This is a genomic window from Yimella sp. cx-51 (genome assembly GCF_017654605.1).
In the GTDB taxonomy this organism is placed as follows: Bacteria; Actinomycetota; Actinomycetes; order Actinomycetales; family Dermatophilaceae; genus Yimella.
Window position 1 is genome coordinate 180,133 of the sequence record NZ_CP072113.1, and the last position, 17,159, is coordinate 197,291.

Annotated in this window: 16 protein-coding genes; 10 read left to right on the plus strand and 6 right to left on the minus strand. The window is 67.3% G+C overall.

Translation table 11 applies throughout. From position 1 onward, the window contains the following. The first annotated feature begins 24 nt into the window (after positions 1-24). Both paaN and J5M86_RS00860 read left to right on the plus strand, forming a co-directional pair. Complete coding sequence (gene paaN / locus J5M86_RS00855) at positions 25-1,737, plus strand: phenylacetic acid degradation protein PaaN (protein WP_188060002.1); 1,713 nt, start codon at positions 25-27, stop codon at positions 1,735-1,737. Positions 1,738-1,770: 33 nt separating this feature from the next. Beyond that, positions 1,771-2,583 carry an NUDIX hydrolase gene (locus tag J5M86_RS00860; RefSeq protein ID WP_244328406.1) on the plus strand — a complete coding sequence of 271 codons (813 nt, stop codon included), beginning with the start codon at positions 1,771-1,773 and terminating at the stop codon, positions 2,581-2,583. A gap of 3 nt (positions 2,584-2,586) precedes the next feature. On the opposite strand, the gene J5M86_RS00865 is transcribed toward J5M86_RS00860, so the two are convergent. Further along, positions 2,587-2,979 carry a phage holin family protein gene (locus tag J5M86_RS00865; protein WP_188060001.1) on the minus strand — a complete coding sequence of 131 codons (393 nt, stop codon included), beginning with the start codon at positions 2,977-2,979 and terminating at the stop codon, positions 2,587-2,589. A gap of 98 nt (positions 2,980-3,077) precedes the next feature. On the opposite strand from J5M86_RS00865, the gene hisC reads away from it, so the two are divergent. The 5 genes from hisC (at position 3,078) to J5M86_RS00890 (ending at position 8,921) form a co-directional block, all read left to right on the plus strand. Then, positions 3,078-4,160 (plus strand): histidinol-phosphate transaminase, encoded by a 1,083-nt coding sequence (gene hisC / locus J5M86_RS00870; protein ID WP_188060000.1) that lies wholly within the window; start codon positions 3,078-3,080, stop codon positions 4,158-4,160. 289 nt (positions 4,161-4,449) lie between these two features. Beyond that, complete coding sequence (gene pdhA, locus J5M86_RS00875; protein WP_188060016.1) at positions 4,450-5,619, plus strand: pyruvate dehydrogenase (acetyl-transferring) E1 component subunit alpha; 1,170 nt, start codon at positions 4,450-4,452, stop codon at positions 5,617-5,619. Next, on the plus strand, positions 5,619-6,599 hold the full coding sequence (locus tag J5M86_RS00880; protein WP_188059999.1) for an alpha-ketoacid dehydrogenase subunit beta: 981 nt from the start codon (positions 5,619-5,621) through the stop codon (positions 6,597-6,599). Before pdhA ends, J5M86_RS00880 begins: the two co-directional genes overlap by 1 nt. Positions 6,600-6,610: 11 nt before the next feature. Then, positions 6,611-8,026, plus strand: coding sequence for a dihydrolipoamide acetyltransferase family protein (locus J5M86_RS00885; protein ID WP_188059998.1), 1,416 nt, complete (start codon positions 6,611-6,613; stop codon positions 8,024-8,026). Between the two features lie 109 nt (positions 8,027-8,135). Beyond that, positions 8,136-8,921, plus strand: a complete 786-nt coding sequence (locus J5M86_RS00890) for a MerR family transcriptional regulator (RefSeq protein WP_188059997.1) — start codon at positions 8,136-8,138, stop codon at positions 8,919-8,921. Between the two features lie 101 nt (positions 8,922-9,022). Here the strand turns inward: J5M86_RS00890 and J5M86_RS00895 are convergent, their stop codons facing one another. Beyond that, complete coding sequence (locus J5M86_RS00895) at positions 9,023-9,592, minus strand: GNAT family N-acetyltransferase (protein WP_188059996.1); 570 nt, start codon at positions 9,590-9,592, stop codon at positions 9,023-9,025. 76 nt (positions 9,593-9,668) lie between these two features. On the opposite strand from J5M86_RS00895, the gene J5M86_RS00900 reads away from it, so the two are divergent. From J5M86_RS00900 to J5M86_RS00910, 3 genes are read left to right on the plus strand one after another with little or no spacing between them, the layout of a single operon-like run. Then, positions 9,669-10,040, plus strand: coding sequence for a helix-turn-helix transcriptional regulator (locus J5M86_RS00900; RefSeq protein WP_188059995.1), 372 nt, complete (start codon positions 9,669-9,671; stop codon positions 10,038-10,040). Continuing rightward, the gene (locus J5M86_RS00905) at positions 10,037-10,735 is read left to right on the plus strand and encodes a cation diffusion facilitator family transporter (RefSeq protein WP_188059994.1); all 699 of its coding nucleotides are present in this window, start codon (positions 10,037-10,039) and stop codon (positions 10,733-10,735) included. Before J5M86_RS00900 ends, J5M86_RS00905 begins: the two co-directional genes overlap by 4 nt. Further along, positions 10,732-11,646 carry a cation diffusion facilitator family transporter gene (locus tag J5M86_RS00910; RefSeq protein ID WP_188059993.1) on the plus strand — a complete coding sequence of 305 codons (915 nt, stop codon included), beginning with the start codon at positions 10,732-10,734 and terminating at the stop codon, positions 11,644-11,646. Before J5M86_RS00905 ends, J5M86_RS00910 begins: the two co-directional genes overlap by 4 nt. A 195-nt stretch (positions 11,647-11,841) precedes the next feature. Here J5M86_RS00910 and J5M86_RS00915 read toward each other — a convergent pair whose 3' ends face one another. From J5M86_RS00915 to J5M86_RS00930, 4 genes are all read right to left on the minus strand, one after another. Continuing rightward, the gene (locus tag J5M86_RS00915) at positions 11,842-12,603 is read right to left on the minus strand and encodes an ABC transporter permease (RefSeq protein ID WP_188059992.1); all 762 of its coding nucleotides are present in this window, start codon (positions 12,601-12,603) and stop codon (positions 11,842-11,844) included. A gap of 835 nt (positions 12,604-13,438) precedes the next feature. Further along, positions 13,439-15,406, minus strand: a complete 1,968-nt coding sequence (locus tag J5M86_RS00920; protein WP_188059991.1) for an MDR family MFS transporter — start codon at positions 15,404-15,406, stop codon at positions 13,439-13,441. Then, positions 15,403-15,885: a MarR family winged helix-turn-helix transcriptional regulator gene (locus J5M86_RS00925; protein ID WP_188059990.1), complete on the minus strand. Its 483-nt coding sequence runs from the start codon at positions 15,883-15,885 to the stop codon at positions 15,403-15,405. The genes J5M86_RS00920 and J5M86_RS00925 overlap by 4 nt, the downstream gene beginning before the upstream one ends. Before the next feature lie 385 nt (positions 15,886-16,270). Next, on the minus strand, positions 16,271-17,116 hold the full coding sequence (locus J5M86_RS00930) for a maleylpyruvate isomerase family mycothiol-dependent enzyme (protein WP_188059989.1): 846 nt from the start codon (positions 17,114-17,116) through the stop codon (positions 16,271-16,273). Positions 17,117-17,159 lie beyond the last annotated feature (43 nt).

Here is a 17,159-nt window from a genome sequence, read left to right on the forward strand (position 1 = left end):
ATCTGTAACACATCGGCGGCTACGATGAGACGCGTGACTGCTGCAGACAACGCCACCGCCACGCCCGAGAAGACCGCCGAGCACGTGCTCGACGAGGCCCACAAGGCACTCGCCGAGCGCTCCTACTACTCGCGTTATCCCGAGTCGCCGTCTCCGCGGGTCTACGGCGAAAACGCTGCCGCTGAAGGACTTTCGGCGTATGAGTCGTTGCTCGGCAAGAAGTTCGAGGGTCTTGCTGGCGCCTTCGACGGCGAGTGGGTCGGCGAAGAGAAGTCACCGTACGGCCCGACGCTGGACGTTGCCTATCCCCACCTCGACGTGAAGGGGGCGATGGACGCCGCGGGCGCAGCCATGCCGTCCTGGCGGAACGCCGGCCCCCGCCGTCGTGCGGTGGTGCTCGTCGAGGCGCTGGAGCAGCTCAATAAGCGGTCGTTCGAGATCGCCAACGCCGTGCAGCACACCTCTGGCCAGCCCTTCGTGATGGCCTTCCAAGCCGGCGGCCCGCAGGCGCAGGACCGCGGCCTCGAAGCAGTTGCGGCTGCGTACGTCGAGCAGGCGCGCGTGCCGGCGAGTGTCACCTGGGAGAAGCCGGGACGCGGCGAACCGACGCGGATGCAGAAGGACTACCACGTGGTGGCGCGCGGCGTCGGCCTCGTGATCGGCTGCAACACCTTCCCCACCTGGAACGCCTACCCGGGCATCTTCGCCTCGTTGGCCACCGGCAACCCGGTCGTCATCAAGCCGCACCCGAGCGCCGTCCTGCCGCTCGCGATCACCGTCGAGGTGTTGCAGAAGGTGTTGCGCGACAACGGTTTCCACCCCGAGCTCGTGCAGTTGGCGCCGGAGGCCCAGGGGGAGGGGCTGGCGAAGGTGCTGGCCGAGCGTCCCGAGGTGAAGATCATCGACTACACCGGTGGCCCCAGCTTCGGTGCGTGGTTGGAGCGTGAGGGTGCGGCGCGCGGTCAGCAGGTCTACACCGAGAAGGCCGGCGTCAACACCGTCGTGGTCGATTCCACCGACAACGTGAAGGCGATGCTGGGCAACCTGGCCTTCTCGCTCAGCCTCTACACCGGGCAGATGTGCACCACCCCGCAGAACATCTACCTGCCCAAGGCCGGCATCGACACCGACGAAGGTCACCTGTCGTTCGAGGAGTTCGGCACCAAGTTGGCCGGCGCGATCGGCGGCCTCACCGGCGATGACGCCAAGGCGGTCGAGGTGCTCGGCGCCACCGTCAACGACGACGTGCGCGCCCGGGCCGGTTCGCTCGACAAGATCGCCTCCGACGCCGGTGGCTCGGTCGTGGCCGATTCGCGCGAGGTGACCCACCCGAAGTACCCGGACGCCGTCGTCCGCACCCCGGGCCTGATCGGTGTCGACGTCGAAGCCTCGGACGCCTACACCACCGAACAGTTCGGCCCCGTCACCTTCCTGATCGGCACCGACGGCACCGAGCAGTCGCTGGCGACCTTCCGCGACACCGTGCGCCAGCACGGCGCCATGACCGCGGCGGTCTACTCCACCGATGAAGGCGTGCTCGACCAGGCACGCGAAGCAGCGATGGACGCAGGGGTCGCGCTCTCGGAGAACCTGCTCGGCCAGGTCTTCGTCAACCAGACGGCAGCGTTCAGCGATTACCACGGCACCGGCGCCAACCCGGCGGCCAACGCGGCCTACGCCGACAGCGCCTTCGTGGCCGGACGCTTCCGGGTGATCACCACGCGACGCCACGTCTGATCTCGGCTTCGTCGGTGGGTTAGCGTCGGGATCGTGAGTGACGACCTGACGATTCGAACTGCCGGCGACGAGTACGAGATCGTCTCGGCCGGTGCGGTGATCGGCACGACGTCGGTCTCGGACGATGGCGGGCTCACCTGGCACTTCGACGACGTGGACGAGCGGCTCGCCGTCCGCGGTCTCGACGCAATGGTCGAGCACGCCTTCGGTGAACTCGGGCTGCACCGCGTGCAGGGGCGGGTGGCGTCCGACGACAAGCCCAACCTGCGCATCGCCTCGCGCGCCGGATTGCGCAAGGAAGGCGTTGTCCGCGGCGGCGGGGGTGACGGCGTCGATCTCGTCCAATTCGCTCGGGTGGCAACCGATCCGCCCCTGGCCGACCGATCGACGTTCACCGCCGTCCTCAACTCCACGCTGCCCACCAAGCGCTGCATCGCGCAGGCAATCGTCCGCGACGAGCAGGGCCGGATCCTGTTGTGCGAGTTGGTCTACAAGTGTTTCTGGGATCTTCCCGGCGGCGTCGTCGACCCCCACGAATCACCCGCTACGGCTGTCGTGCGGGAGCTGAAGGAAGAGCTGGAAGTCGACGCCACCGTCACCGGGCTCGCCGCCGTCAGCTGGTTGCCGCCGTGGCGCGGGTGGGACGACGCGACGTTGTTCGTCTTCGATGTCGAGCTGGACAGTCCGCCGCAATCGTTGCAGCCCAGGGAGATTCGTGCCGTCCACTGGGTGGCGCCGCACGACCTGGGGCAGCACGTCGCCGACTACACCGTGCGGGTGGTCGAGCAGGCGCTCGCGTCCGACGTCCCGGTCTACCTGGAGGACGGCCGCCCGCTCGACCAGTGAGGCTCAGACCTCGTGCTTCTCCGGCAACACCATGTTGGCGATCATGCCGACCACCGCGATGACGCACGCGCCGAGCACGGCGTCCCAGAAGAAGTGGTCGACGTGGAAGGCGAGGTCGAGCTTGCCGGCGAACCACGAGGTGAGCTGCAGCATCGCCGCGTTGACGATGATCATGAACAGACCCAGCGTCACGATGATCACCGGGAACGAGAAGAAGGTGGCGATCGGCTTCAGCAGGGCGTTGATGACCCCGAAGACCAACGCGACGAGCAGGATCGTCCTGATCTTCGCGGAGTTGTCGGCCGCGCCCTCGGCCAGGTGGATACCGGAGATCAGTCCGGCGGCGGCCCAGAGCGCGACGGCGTTGACGACGAGTCGGATCAGGAAGTTCTTCATGTCACCAGTGTCTCCCGCGAATGTCTCGGATTCGTGTCGCCGTCACGGGGCGTGAGGTGGGCGAGACTCAGATCACACGGGGGTCGTAGATTGGCGCCATGAGCGACACTCAGCGCGTGCGCCTGCGCGACACCCTGGCCGCGGTCCCCGCCTACAAGGCCGGCAAGCCAGCCGCACCCCGTGAAGATCTGGTCACCTACAAGATCTCCTCCAACGAGAACCCTTACCCGCCACTGCCTTCGGTGCTGGATGCCGTCCGTGAGACTGCCGGCCGGATGAACCGGTATCCCGACATGGCCGTGCGTGAGCTCTCCGAGAAGCTCGCCGAGCGTTGGGGCGTGACCCCGGACGAGATCGCGACGGGCACCGGGAGTGTCGGCATTCTCGGGACGCTGGTTCAGATCACCTGCGATCCCGGCGACGAGATGGTCTTCGCGTGGCGCTCTTTCGAGGCCTACCCGATCGTGGCTGCGCTGGCGGGCGCGAAAGCGGTTCAGGTCCCGCTGGATTCGCAAGCCCGCCACGACCTGGACGCCATGGCCGCCGCGATCACCGATCGCACCCGTCTGGTGATCGTGTGCACGCCCAACAACCCGACGGGTCCGAGCGCCACTGAAAAGGAACTGCGCGAGTTCATCGCGAAGGTGCCGACCGACGTCCTCGTGGTGATCGACGAGGCGTACCTGGAGTTCGTCGAACCCGGCCACCAGATCGACGCCATGGCGATCTTCCGCGACCACCCGAATGTCGCTGTGCTGCGGACGTTCTCCAAGGCCTACGGCCTCGCCGGCCTCCGCGTCGGCTACTGCGTCGCGCACGAGCCGGTGGCCGAGGCGCTGCGCAAGGCAGCCGTCCCGTTCGGCGTCAGCACCATCGCCCAGGACGCCGCGATCGCGAGCCTGGACGCCTACGACGAGTTGCAGGAGCGCGTCGACGCACTCATGACCGAGCGCGAACGTGTGCTGCAGGTGCTGACCGAGCAGGGCTGGAAGGTGCCCGACTCCCAGGCCAACTTTGTGTGGCTGCCCCTGGGTGACGACGCGATGGCGTTCGCTGCGGCCGCCGACCAGGCCGGCCTGGTGGTGCGACCCTTCGACGGCGACGGTGTTCGCTGCTCCATCGGCGAGACCGAGGCCAACGACCGACTGATCGAGGTGTGCGAAGCCTTCCTCGCCCGCTGACCTCTGCGCATCGAGTGGCCGGGCTGTGAATCAGTGGTCGGGCTATTCCTCGGCCACTGCTTCATAACCCGGCCACTCGGTGTGTCTCAACCCTGACTCGCGAGTTCGTGAGGCCGCCGAGTAGCCTCGGTCGCGGCCACCGATGTGATCCACGTCATAAGGCCGTGTCAGCCAAGTGTCGACCGAGCGGTCACCCCCGTGCGTCGGCAGCGAGCTTCGAGGAGTGGCAGTGTCCGACCCCACCGATGTGTCGAGCAGTCCCGGCGTGAACGCCGATGCCCGGCACACCATGCATCACGAGACAACAGTGGCGCCCAGCATGGAACACGACATCACCGACGGTGGACCCGACATGGTCCAGTTCGTCGACGGCGACGGCAACCGTCTGCCCACCTGCGAGGCCAACGAGCCCTACGCGCAGATCGTCGAGGACATGACCTCCGAAGACGCGCGCTCGATGTACCGCGACCTCGTGCTCGTGCGCCGCATGGACGCCGAGGGTCATGCACTGCAGCGTCAGGGCGAACTGGGTCTGTGGCCCTCGCTGCTCGGGCAGGAAGCCGCGCAGGTCGGTGCCGGACGCGCCCTGCGCCCGCAGGACTACGCCTTCCCCGGCTACCGCGAGCACGGCGTGGCGTGGTGCCGCGGCGTCGACCCGGTGAACCTGTTGGGCATGTTCCGCGGCGTCAACCACGGCGGCTGGGACTCCAACCAGAACAACTTCCACCTCTACACGATCGTCATCGGCAACCAGATGCTGCATGCCACCGGTTACGCGATGGGCATGCAGCGTGACGGCGTCGTGGGCACAGGCAACCCCGACCGGGACGCAGCCGTGATGGCCTTCACCGGCGACGGTGGCACCGCGCAAGGCGATTACAACGAGGCGCTCGTTTTCGCGAGCGTCGCGAACGCGCCGTTGGTCTTCTTCATTCAGAACAACCAGTGGGCCATCTCCGAGCCCAATTACAAGCAGTTCCGCATCCCGCCCTACCAGCGCGCTCGCGGCTTCGGCTTCCCCGGCGTCCGCGTCGACGGCAACGACGTGCTCGCGGTCTACGCCGTGGCCAAGGCCGCGATGGACGCCGCCCGCACCGGCCAGGGCCCGACCCTCATCGAGGCGTTCACCTACCGTCTCGGTGCGCACACCACGTCCGACGATCCGACGAAGTACCGCTCGGCGGCTGAGGTCGACATCTGGCGCGAGAAGGATCCGATCAAGCGCATGCGCGGGTTCATGGAGACCAAGGGTCACGCTGACCCGACCTTCTTCACCGAACTCGAGGAAGAGGCCGACGAACTGGCTGCTCGCATTCGTCGCGAGTGCCAGCAGATGCCTGACCCGGAGCCGGTGACGATGTTCGACAAGGTCTATGTCGACCAGCACCCCGTGATCGACGCCGAACGTGAGCAGTTCGCTGCCTACCAAGCCTCCTTCGTCCAGGAAGGCGGCAACTGATGAGCACGCAGCGCATGACTCTGGCCAAGGGACTCAACTCCGGCCTGCGCAAGGCGATGGAGGACGACCCGAAGGTCATCCTCATGGGTGAGGACGTCGGCAAACTCGGTGGCGTCTTCCGCATCACCGAGGGCCTGCAGAAGGACTTCGGCGAAGACCGCGTCATCGACACTCCGCTGGCCGAGGCCGGCATCGTCGGCACCGCGATCGGTCTGGCGATGCGCGGCTACCGCCCGGTCGTCGAGATCCAGTTCGACGGATTCATCTACCCGGCGTTCGACCAGATCGTCAGCCAGGTCTCCAAGATGCACTACCGCTCGCTCGGCGCACTCAAGCTGCCGATGGTGATCCGAGTGCCTTTCGGTGGTGGCATCGGCGCGGTCGAGCACCACAGTGAGTCGAACGAGGCCTACTTCGCGCACACCGCCGGTCTGCGCGTCGTCGCCTGCTCCGACCCGGCTGACGCGTACTGGATGATCCAGCAGGCGATCGCCAGTGACGATCCGGTGATCTTCTACGAACCCAAGCGTCGTTACCACGAGCGCGCTGAGGTCGACCTCGATGCGCCGCCGGTGGGTCTGTACGACGCGCGCGTCGTGCGCCCCGGCACCGACCTCACGCTGCTCACGTACGGCCCGATGGTGAAGACCTGCGTGCAGGCCGCCGAAGCTGCTGCGACAGAAGGTCATTCGCTGGAGGTGGTCGATCTGCGCGCGCTCTCCCCGCTCGACCGCAAGACCATCTTCGACTCGGCGAAGAAGACCGGCCGGGTCGTGGTCGTCCACGAAGCAAGCACCTTCCTGGGCATGGGCGCCGAACTCGCCGCGCTCGTCCAGCAGGAGTGCTTCTACCACCTCGAAGCGCCGGTGCTGCGGGTCGGCGGGTACAACCTGCCCTACCCGCCCAGCCGCTTCGAAGAACACTTCCTGCCCGACCTCGACCGAGTGCTCGACACCGTCGACCGCTCGCTCGCGTTCTGAGGGGATCACTGATGGGTGTGAAGCTTTTCAACCTGCCCGACCCGGGTGAAGGCCTGGTCGAAGCCGACGTCGTCACCTGGAAGATCAAGCCGGGCGACCAGGTGAAGGTCAACGACATCGTCGTCGAGATCGAAACCGCGAAGTCGTTGGTGGAGTTGCCGATTCCGTGGGAGGGCACCGTCGTCGAACTCCTCGTCGACGAGGGCGCGACAGTGGACGTCGGTAGCCCGATCGTGTCGATCGAGGTCGCCGGTGCGGAGCCGGACGTTGCTCCTGCGGCCGCTCCTGCTGCAGCAGCCTCTGCTTCCCCGGCGTCCGCAGGCGAGGACGAGGGGGAGGAGCGGGTCGCCAATCTCGTCGGTTACGGCGCAGTCGCCGGCTCCACGCAGCGTCGCGCTCGTCGCACCGCGGCTCCCACGCCGTCCCAGAAATCTGCACCACCTGCGCCGGTCGCTCCTGTGGCGCCTCCGGTCCAAGAGCCCGCAGAGCCCGTGGGCCAGAGCGCGCCTCGCGGCAAGGCACTCGCCAAGCCGCCGGTGCGCAAGTTCGCCAAGGACAACGGCGTCGACCTCGCCTCCATCACGCCCACCCGCGAGGACGGCGTGATCACCCGGGCGGACGTCGAGGCCCACCTATCGCTGGTTGAGCCCGGACGCGGTGACGAAGGAACAGCGTCCGGTGTCGAAACCCGAGGCGTAACTGCACCCGGCGAACGCGAGACCCGCACCCCGATCAAGGGCGTCCGCAAGATGACCGCCCAGGCGATGGTCGGCTCGGCGTTCAGCGCGCCGCACGTCACCGAGTTCATCACCGTCGACATGACTCGCACGATGGAGCTGGTGTCGCGGCTGAAGAACGACCGCGAGTTCAAGGGGGTCAAGGTCACCCCGCTGCTGGTGTTGGCCAAGGCGCTGCTGGTCGCGGTCAAGCGCAACCCGGAGATCAACGCGAGCTGGGACGAGGCCGCCCAGGAGATCGTGGTCAAGCACTACGTGAACCTCGGCATCGCCGCGTCCACCCCGCGCGGCCTGATCGTGCCGAACATCAAGGACGCCGAGCGGATGAACCTGCGCGAGCTGGCGGACGCGATGGGCTCGCTCGTCGAGACCGCCCGCGAAGGCAAGACCCCGCCGGCCGACATGGCCGGTGGCTCGATCACCATCACCAACGTCGGTGTCTTCGGCGTCGACAACGGCACCCCGATCATCAACCCGGGCGAGGCCGCGATCCTGTGCTTCGGCGCCGTCCGCAAGATGCCCTGGGTGGTGACGGACGCGTCCGGCAACGACACGATCGTGCCGCGCCAGGTGACCCAGTTGTCGCTCTCCTTCGACCACCGCCTGGTCGACGGCGACCTCGGCTCGCGTTTCCTAGCCGACGTCGCGGCGTTGCTGGAAGACCCGGGTAAGGCGCTCGTCTGGGGCTGATCCAGCGACTTGCGTGGTGAAGGGAAGTGGTCGCAATAGTGACCACTTCCCTTCACCACGCAAGGGTGTTGACTCTGACACGGTGTCAGGCAGTCGAGTAGGTGGCGTCATGTTGAGTATCGGAGATTTCGCACGGCTCGCCGGGGTGTCGGTCCGGATGCTGCGTCATTACGACCAGCTCGGTCTGGTGTCACCGGCGCGCGTCGACGACCACTCGGGCTACCGCTTCTACGAGCCCGGGCAGTTGTCCCGCGTGCACGCCCTGCTCGGTTTGAAGGACCTCGGGTTCACGCTCGAACAGATCAATCCGATGCTGGCCGGACAGGTCGACGCCGACCGGTTTCGCAGCCTGCTCGACGAACGTCGGGCCGCGCTGCGCGACCAGATCGATGCCGATCGTCGCCGCCTTGACGAGGTCGAGCGACGTCTGCGATGGATGGATGGGAGTACCACCATGGAGTTCACCGAGAAGTCGCTGCCCGCCCTGACCCTCAGTCATCGGACGGCTGTCGTCGCCGACCAGACCGAGATCGGCCCGGTCATCGGTCCGATGTTCCAGGATCTGGTCGTCGCCCAGGTGCGAGCCGGCGGTCGTCCGGCGCACCCCGCGTACGCCTGGTACAGCGGGGACGGTGAGAAGTTGCACTTCGGCGCCGGTTTCGCGACCAGCATCGAGGGCGAGCAGCAGGGCCACCTCGAACCGGTCGAGCGGGCCGTCACGACCACCTATGTCGGGGCGATGGACGGGATCGGGGCGGCCTGGGCCGAACTCGGCTCGTACGTCGCGGCGCAGGGTCTGGAACCGGTCGGCCCGTGCCGCGAGGTCTACCTCAACACCGAGGGGCCGCAGGAGGGCTGGGTGACCGAGTTGCAGCAACCCGTCGCCCAAGGCTGAGTCGCGAACTGGCCAACTGGCCGACGTCTGGACAACTCGGCGACATCTGGCGCGTCATGGCGTGCCACATCTCGCCGAGTTGGCAACTTCTCGGCCAGAGGTCAAGACGTGAACTCGGGGTCTGCCCACTCGTGCTCCAACAACGCGTAGGTCAGCATCGTGGCCCACTCGCCCTTGACCAGGATGCTGTCGACCTCGCGGGCCTCCCGCCGGAAGCCGAGCCGCTCCACGACGCGCACGGACGCCTCGTTGCGTTCGTCGATGCGGGCGATGATCCGGTGCAGGCCCATCGGCCCGAAGCCCACTTCGAGCAGGGCGCGGACGGCTTCGGTCGCGTAGCCGCGACCCGTAACGTCCGGATGGAAGATGTAGCCGACCTCGCCGGTGCGATCGGTCTCGCTGCGCCAGAAGAAGACCACGTCGCCGATCAGTCGACCGGTCGCTGATTCCTCGACCGCCAAACACGCCGCGTCCCCGGGCTGGTCGAACTGGCTGCGCGACCACACCGAGCGGATCTTCTCCTCGACAGCGGCTCGGTCCAGCACGCCGTACGGCACGAAGCGCACGACCTCGGGGATGGACTTGTAGCCCAACATCGCGTCGGCATCGGCAGGCGTGATCGCCCGCAGGGTGAGTCGCTCGGTGCGGATCGGTAGGTCGGGGGAGTGCATCGTCCGAGAGTAGGACGCGCGGAGCTGTTCGCGGCCTGGCTTGCCGGTCGCAGCCGCTTCGCAATAACATCGCCATATGACGATGTTATCGCCGGTTCCCGATAGCGGTTCGAGTGAACGGCAGACCCCGGATCTGGCTCCGGCAGCGTGCCTGTTCAAGTCCTTCGCCGACCCGAGTCGACTCGCGATCGTCCAGCACCTGCTGCTCGGTGAACATCGCGTCACCGACCTCGTCGCGCACCTCGGCCTCGCCCAGTCGACCGTCTCGGCCCACCTGGCCTGCCTGCGCGACTGCGGCCTGCTCAGCACCCGCGTGCGGGGGCGGTCGACCTACTACTCACTCGCCGAACCCGAGCTGACCCGCAGCTTGTTCGAGATCGCCGAGCAGTTGCTCGATGCGACCGGCGACGCCGTGGCGCTCTGCCCGACCAGTGGGTCGGGCCGGTGACCCTCACGATTGCAGCGGGTCCGGACCGTAAGGCCGCCCTCATTCGTCGGGCGCAGCTGCTCGCCCTCGCCACCGTCGTCTACAACACGATCGAATGCGTCGTCGCGCTGGCCGCGGGCGGTGCGGCCGACTCGACCTCGCTGATCGGCTTCGGCCTCGACTCGGCGGTGGAGGTGTCGAGCGGCCTGATCGTGCTGTGGCAGTTCCGGCACCACCTGCCCGAATCGCGCGAACGCACCGCCCAGAAGTTGATGGCCGGAGCTTTCCTGGCGCTCGCACTCTTTGTCGGCGTCGAGTCCGTGCGTGCGCTGGTGACCCAGCAGCGTCCCGAGGCCTCGACCATCGGCATGGTGATCGCCGCACTGTCGCTGGCGATCATGCCCTTCCTGTCGTGGTCCCAGCGACGCACCGGGCGCGAACTCGGTTCGGGCAGCGTCGTGGCCGACTCCAAGCAGACCCTGCTGTGCACCTACCTGTCGGCCGTGCTCCTGGTCGGTCTCGCCCTCAACGCTTTGTTCGGTTGGTGGTGGGCCGATCCGATCGCCGCGCTCGTCATCGCCGCAGTCGCCCTGAAGGAAGGGCGCGAGGCGTGGCGAGGCGAGGGTTGTTGTGCATCGCCCGGCTGGGCGCGGTCCGAGGCGGACGCTTGCGGCGCGGGCTGTGACTGTTGTGCGGACGGGGTGTGTTCGGCATGAGCGGGCACGACCACGGACACGGGAGTGCCAACCGGAGCCGGTTGTTGATCGCTCTCGCGATCACCTTGTCGGTGCTGGTGGTCGAGGTCGTCGGTGCGGCGCTCACCGGTTCGCTGGCGCTGCTGGTCGACGCCGCCCACATGCTCACCGATTCCGTCGGTCTGATCGTCGCCGTGGTTGCGGCGACGCTGATGGCCCGACCAGCGACCTCACGACGCACCTGGGGCTGGCAGCGGGCCGAGGTGATCGCGGCCGGCGCGCAGGCAGCGGTGCTGTTGGTCGTCGGCGGCTACGCGATCTACGAGGGCATCCGCCGGCTGATCGACCCGCCGGAGGTCTCGTCCGGCAGCCTCGCGGTCATCGGAGCGATCGGTCTGGCCGCGAACGTGGCCTCACTGTTCGTGCTGGCCGGCGGACGCGGCCACAACCTGAACATGCGCGCGGCCTTCCTCGAGGTGGCCAATGACGCCCTCGGTTCGGTCGCGGTGCTGGTTGCCGGTGTCGTCATCCAACTGACCGGTTGGACCCGTGCCGACGCAGTAGCGGGTCTGCTCGTCGCCGCGTTGATCCTGCCCCGGGCAGTCATCCTGCTTCGCGAGTCAGCGGTCATCCTGCTGGAGTCGACGCCCGCCGGACTCGACCTGGACGAGGTTCGCGAACACATCCTCTCCCTGCCGCACGTGGTCGGCGTGCACGACCTGCACGCGTCCACCGTGGCCAGCGGCCTGCCCGTGCTCACCAGCCACGTGGTGCTCGGCGACCAGTGCTTCACCGACGGTCATTCGCAGCAGATCCTCGCCGCGCTGCAGGGCTGCGTCGCCTCCCACCACGACGTCAGCATCGAACACTGCACCTTCCAGCTCGAGACGGCGCAGGTGGCCGCGGCGCACACCGAACACCTGCACGCCTGAGGCAATCCGTGATGAAGCCGAGACCGATCCAGCGATAGTGATGGCGGTCGTCGGCGGTCACACTTGTGAATCAGGGTCGCCGCTCGGACGCAAGGTCGTCCGAACGCGCGACGGTCGCGTGATCTCGAAGTGTGCGGTGTTTCAGCCGGCCGGCACCTCCTTCAGGTCCTGTTGAGCCGCTTGTGTTGGGCTGGCTCAGCGCCCGAACAGCGTCCGCAGATCACCGCGCACCAACATCCCGCGGGTGATCCATTCGAACTGCGCCAGCGCGGTGCAACTCTGCGCGCACAACACCCCGAGCAGCACGATCACCTGCGCCATCGCGGCCTGAAGTGGTGAACCGCCGCCGAGCATCACGCCGAGGAAGGCGCCGGGCAGGGTGACGATGCCGGCGGTGCGGACGCTGTCGATGCCGGGCACCAGCGCCTCCTGGATGCGCGGGTGCAGCAGTTCGCGGGCGGCGACCCGAGGCGGCAGGCCGAGCGCGAGGTAGCCCTCGAAGATTTCGTGCTGCTCCTGCAGGGCCGCGTAGGCGTTGCGGCCGAACAGGGTGTGCGCCGACATGATGTTGTTCATCACCGTCCCGGCGATCGGGATGAGGGCCACCCCGGCGAACGGGATCGTGCCCGACAAGGTGGTGATCGCCACGACGGGAACCAGGCCGGCGCCCATTGCGATCGCGGCGACGGGCGCCTGCCGACGCTCGAGGCCGATCCGTTTGGCGCTCGTCAGCACCGCCATCACGAACATCGCCACCATCACCAGCAGGCTCGCCCACAACCGCGTGATGGCGGCGCCGATGACCAGCGCGACGAGAACCAGTTGCACGATCGAACGCAGTCCGGCGACGGCGATCTGCCGATCGAGGCCGGTGCCGGCGCGCCATTGCAGCGCCACCGGGAGCGCGATCAGCAGCAGGCACCCGATGACGACCGACCAACCCCAGGTGATCACCACGTCATCGATCGTAGGCGCGCAACCCGCGTCACCTGGGATGAGCAAACGCGGCCCATCCAGCGGGAAACGCCGCGTTTGCGCCAGGGATAAGCAAGCAACCGTGGCGGACGTCGGGCGTCTCTTCCTGCAGTGGCCTGCGATTTCCGACCAGCGTGGCCGGGTGGACGCCCGAACCAGGAGGTGCGCGATGCGCAAGTTGTTGTGTACGGCCGTGATGGTCTGTGTCGTTACCGGCTGCTGGGGCGAGGGGTGGAAGAGTGTGCCGGACAATTCGGACTACGCGTACTCGGTGTCTCCGGACGGCAGCGTCATCGCCGTGACGCACGAAGTATCGGGTTGCAGCGAGTTCCGGTATCGCGAGGTGAAGGCGCGCGAGGGCTCCACAGAGGTGGTCCTGCGAGTGCGTGCTGAGTGGCGGCCACCTCAGGCAGGCATTTCCTGCGCCGCTTCGATCGGCTACCTAACCAAGCATGTCCATCTCCAGACGCCGGTCGGCAGCCGCACTGTGGTGATGCCTCAGACGCAGCATTTCATCTCATGCGCCGACGGCTTCCGCGCGGAGGGTGTCTCAGGGGACAGCTGCGAGCCCGGGAGCCCAGCGTCCGCGAGTCCGTGAGTCGACAAGGCTGCAAACGCGGCACTTCCAGCAACAAACGCGGCGGCTATTTGCAGGCGCGGTAGTTGTAACCGCCGCACCCGCAAGTAACCGCCGCGTTTTGCGACTGTGAGCCTCCACCCGGCGCGCGGGGCAGTAACCTCCGCGTCTGCGCCCGAGGGCAAGCCCCAACCGGGTAAGCGCCGCAGCAAGATCGGCGGCGCCTACCAGGGAACAGCCTCAGTCGGCCGCGTGCTTGGGCTTGGTGTGGCTCGGCGTCTCGTCGTCGACAACCGCGTCTGACGACGCAGCGTGCCTTGGCGACAAGTTTTGCTCGCTCGGCAGTTCGTCCGAGGTCTGGCCACCCGGTAGATCGTCCGGAGTCTGTCCGGCGCAGACGCCCGCGGCCGTGGTGTGGACGGCGTCGGTGGGGCCGGGCTCGCTGGCCCAACCGTCCGAGGTTGCTTCGCCCTCGACAGCACTCGCAGGTTCTGTGCCACCGGCGCTGGCAACGCCGACCGAGGCGGCACCAGCCGCAGCAGGAGCAGCCGACTCGCCGTCCTGGGTGCGTATCGCGGCGGACGCCGACTGCGCCCGTAGTTCGACCTTGGGCATCAGCATCGTCACGAAGAAGCCCACCAGCATCACGGCGGCAGCCGCGATGAAGATCTGTGAGATCGAGTCGGCGAATCCGACCTTGAAGGGGTGCGCGACGACGTCCGACATCTTGCCGATGATCGACGAATCGTCCTGCACCTTCGCCATCAGCGTCGTGTCGCCCTTGATGACACCGGCGTTGTAGGGGTTCTGCAGCAGCGACGGGTCAGCCTTGACGGCCTGCTGGATCGCGGGCATTTCGGTCTTGAATGCGGAGGAGATCTTGTCGCCGACCGTGCTGAACAGGATCGACAGGAAGACCGCGACGCCGAGCGTTCCGCCGAGCTGGCGGAAGAAGGTCGCTGCCGAGGTGGCGACGCCGATCTCCTGCGGCGGCACGGCGTTCTGCACGATGAGCGTCAGCGGCTGCATGCAGTTACCGATACCGATGCCGAGCAGCAGCATGAACGCCATGACGATCGCCAGGTTGGTGTCTGCGTCAATGGTCCACAGCAGCACCATCGCAACGGTCGCGACGGCCGTACCGATGATCGGGAAGATCCGGATGACGCCCGTCTTGGACGTGATGATGCCGGAGATCATCGCCGCGCTCATCATGCCGAGCACCAGCGGCAGCATCATCAGGCCCGACATCATCGGCGACGCGCCGTGCACGATCTGCATGTAGAGCGGCAGCACCATCATCGCGCCGAACATCGCCAGACCGACGATCACCGACGCGACGATCGTGACGCTGGCTGCGCGGATGCGGAAGATGCGCAACGGGATCAGTGCGTTGTCGCCCATGGCCCGCTCGATGAGCACGAAGGCGACGATGCCGACGATGCCGATGGCGTACGCGGCGAGCGAACGTCCGGACGTCCAGCCCCATTCGCGGCCCTGTTCGGCCACGGTCAGCAGCGGGACGAGCGCGACGACCAGCGCGACGGCGCCCCACCAGTCGATGCGGGCCTCGCGGCGGACGTGGTGCAGTTGCAGCGTGCGGCTGACCACGAAGAGCGCGGCGATACCGAGCGGGACGTTCACCAGGAAGACCCAGCGCCAGCCGGTGATCCCGAGGATCGAGCTGGTCTCGGCGAATAGGCCACCCACGACCGGGCCGAGCACGGAGGACGTGGCGAAGACAGCCATGAAGTAGCCGGTGTACTTCGCGCGCTCACGTGGGGCGACGATGTCTCCGATGATTGCCAGGGCGAGGGTGAACAGGCCGCCGGCGCCCACGCCTTGCACCGCTCGGAAGATGGCGAGTTGGGTCATCGAACCGGCGAACGCGCAGGCGAACGAGCCGATGATGAAGACGCTGATCGCAAAGAGGAAGAGCTTCTTGCGGCCGTAGAGGTCGCCGAGCTTGCCGTAGATCGGTGTGGCGATGGTGGACGTGATCAGGTAGGCGGTCGTCACCCAGGCCTGCATCGAGAGGCCGTGCAGTTCGTCGCCGATGGTGCGGATCGCGGTGGAGACGATGGTCTGGTCGAGCGCTGCGAGGAACATTCCCATCAGCAGGCCCGTGAGGATCCGCAGGATCTGCTGGTGCGAGTACTCGCCGTTGGACGGCTTCCCGGGCTTGGTCGTTGCGGTGGCGGCGGTCATGCGTCCTCCTTTCCGGTGGTGTTTCGTTGGTCGAGTTCGTGGGTGAGGGCTTGGTCGAACCGGGACAGGTACCGGGTGAACTCGGTGACCTCGTCGGTCGTCCAGCCCTGCAGCATGGATTGGAACCACTGCGCGCGACTTGTGGCCAGCTGATCGCGGATGTCGTGTCCTTCGGCGGTGAGGCGGACGACCTGGGCACGGCCGTCGTCCGGATCCGCCACCTTCTCGGCAACACCTGCGCTCACGAGGTGGCTCACCTGGCGGCTGACGGTCGACACGTCGGAGTGGACGCTCGCCGCGATCGCTGACACCCGATGGTCGCCGCGGGTCAGGGCGATCAACACGGGATAGGCAGACGCATCGATCGCGGGGTGGAAGCGGGGCCGCAGGTGGCGCAGCGCCGACAATTTCTTCACGACGTGCACCAGATCATTCGCCAGCTCGGCGGCGACTTCGGTGCTCACAGTGGGGCTGGGCATGGTGGTTCCTTTGGTTGCTTGCAGCAAGCAACTATAAAGATAGATGCGCGATGCAATCAACCTGTGGGCATGTGATATTCGCTTCGTGTGCGAGGACCGCGGACGCAAATGCGGCCCCTGCTCGCAGGCGCGGCGGTTGCAGCTACCGCGTGTGCGAAGAAGAGCCGCGTGTGGTGCTGGAACCGCCGCGTTTGCGCGCGCGGACGGCAGTCGTTGACCCGCAGGCTGATCACAACAAACGCGGCCCCTGTTGCCAGATGCGGTAGCTGCAGCTACCGCGTCTGCGCAGACGAGCCGCGTTTGGCGCTGGAACCGCCGCGTTTGCACCCGGGGTCGACCCACCCATCCGGCCACGAAGAGCGAGCCGGAGGACGGCCGGCGGACGCTACGGAGTGATGACCAACGCCTCGAGCACCTGGAGAGCGGTGTCTTCGTCGCCGTCCACCTGGAAGCGCAGGTCGTCAACAGCGACGCGGCCGGCGCCGCGGCGGGTGAGTTCCTCGGTGGTCAGGCGGATCGTGGTGGTCGCGCCATCGCCTTCGCCGTCGGGCAGCGAATCGCCGGAGAAGAGTTCTTCGCCGAAAGGTTTGCCGTCCTGCTCCACGACGCGGACGCCGGTGCGCGCCTGCACGGGGCCGGTGGTCTCGATGATGACGGTGGTGCCGATCGGGAGACCGGCCTTGGCCACGCGCTTCGGGAGCGCCTCCAGCACGCGCAGGGTGAAGAGCGCGGCGCCGGGTGAGTCGAGGTTGCCGATGCGGTTGAGGGCGTGGCGGATGTCCTGCTCGTGACACCACACGTCGATGACGCGCGTGCCGAGCATGGACGCCGGGTCGAGCTGGCCGAGCGGGGTGTTGAGTTCCTGCTCCGGGTCGGCCAGCAATTGGTGGTACATCGCGACGCGTTCGGGGAATAGCTGCGCCCATTCCTGCACCACGTCCGGCCCGGGCACTGCTCGGCGCGCCTCGACGTGGGTCTCCATGAACTGCCCGAACTCGTTGTTCACCCAGGGCTTGTCGCCCACGGTGACGTCCGGCGCCGGCGCGCCGTTGAGCGCGCCTTCGACGCCGATGACGTGGGAGATCTGGTCTTTCACGGTCCAGCCCGGGCACTGGGTGGGCAGGTCGAACTCGTCGTCGCGACACGTGAGCCCGAGGTCGAGCACGGCCTGACCGGTCTGGGAGTAGGCCTCGATCAGTTCACTGAGTTCGCTGGGTGGGGCTGGATGCATGTCTCCCACAGTAGGCCCGCTCGCGGGCGGAAGGGCCGGACGT

What these genes read in the sequence shown, in the direction of transcription:
- J5M86_RS00920 (WP_188059991.1), bottom strand. Translation starts at nt 15,406, where the DNA reads ATGACCGCCGCCACCGCAACGACCAAGCCCGGGAAGCCGTCCAACGGC.
- hisC (WP_188060000.1), top strand. Translation starts at nt 3,078, where the DNA reads ATGAGCGACACTCAGCGCGTGCGCCTGCGCGACACCCTGGCCGCGGTC.
- pdhA (WP_188060016.1), top strand. Translation starts at nt 4,450, where the DNA reads ATGCATCACGAGACAACAGTGGCGCCCAGCATGGAACACGACATCACC.
- J5M86_RS00930 (WP_188059989.1), bottom strand. Translation starts at nt 17,116, where the DNA reads ATGCATCCAGCCCCACCCAGCGAACTCAGTGAACTGATCGAGGCCTAC.
- J5M86_RS00895 (WP_188059996.1), bottom strand. Translation starts at nt 9,592, where the DNA reads ATGCACTCCCCCGACCTACCGATCCGCACCGAGCGACTCACCCTGCGG.
- J5M86_RS00890 (WP_188059997.1), top strand. Translation starts at nt 8,136, where the DNA reads ATGTTGAGTATCGGAGATTTCGCACGGCTCGCCGGGGTGTCGGTCCGG.
- J5M86_RS00880 (WP_188059999.1), top strand. Translation starts at nt 5,619, where the DNA reads ATGAGCACGCAGCGCATGACTCTGGCCAAGGGACTCAACTCCGGCCTG.
- J5M86_RS00925 (WP_188059990.1), bottom strand. Translation starts at nt 15,885, where the DNA reads ATGCCCAGCCCCACTGTGAGCACCGAAGTCGCCGCCGAGCTGGCGAAT.
- J5M86_RS00885 (WP_188059998.1), top strand. Translation starts at nt 6,611, where the DNA reads ATGGGTGTGAAGCTTTTCAACCTGCCCGACCCGGGTGAAGGCCTGGTC.
- J5M86_RS00910 (WP_188059993.1), top strand. Translation starts at nt 10,732, where the DNA reads ATGAGCGGGCACGACCACGGACACGGGAGTGCCAACCGGAGCCGGTTG.
- paaN (WP_188060002.1), top strand. Translation starts at nt 25, where the DNA reads ATGAGACGCGTGACTGCTGCAGACAACGCCACCGCCACGCCCGAGAAG.
- J5M86_RS00900 (WP_188059995.1), top strand. Translation starts at nt 9,669, where the DNA reads ATGACGATGTTATCGCCGGTTCCCGATAGCGGTTCGAGTGAACGGCAG.
- J5M86_RS00865 (WP_188060001.1), bottom strand. Translation starts at nt 2,979, where the DNA reads ATGAAGAACTTCCTGATCCGACTCGTCGTCAACGCCGTCGCGCTCTGG.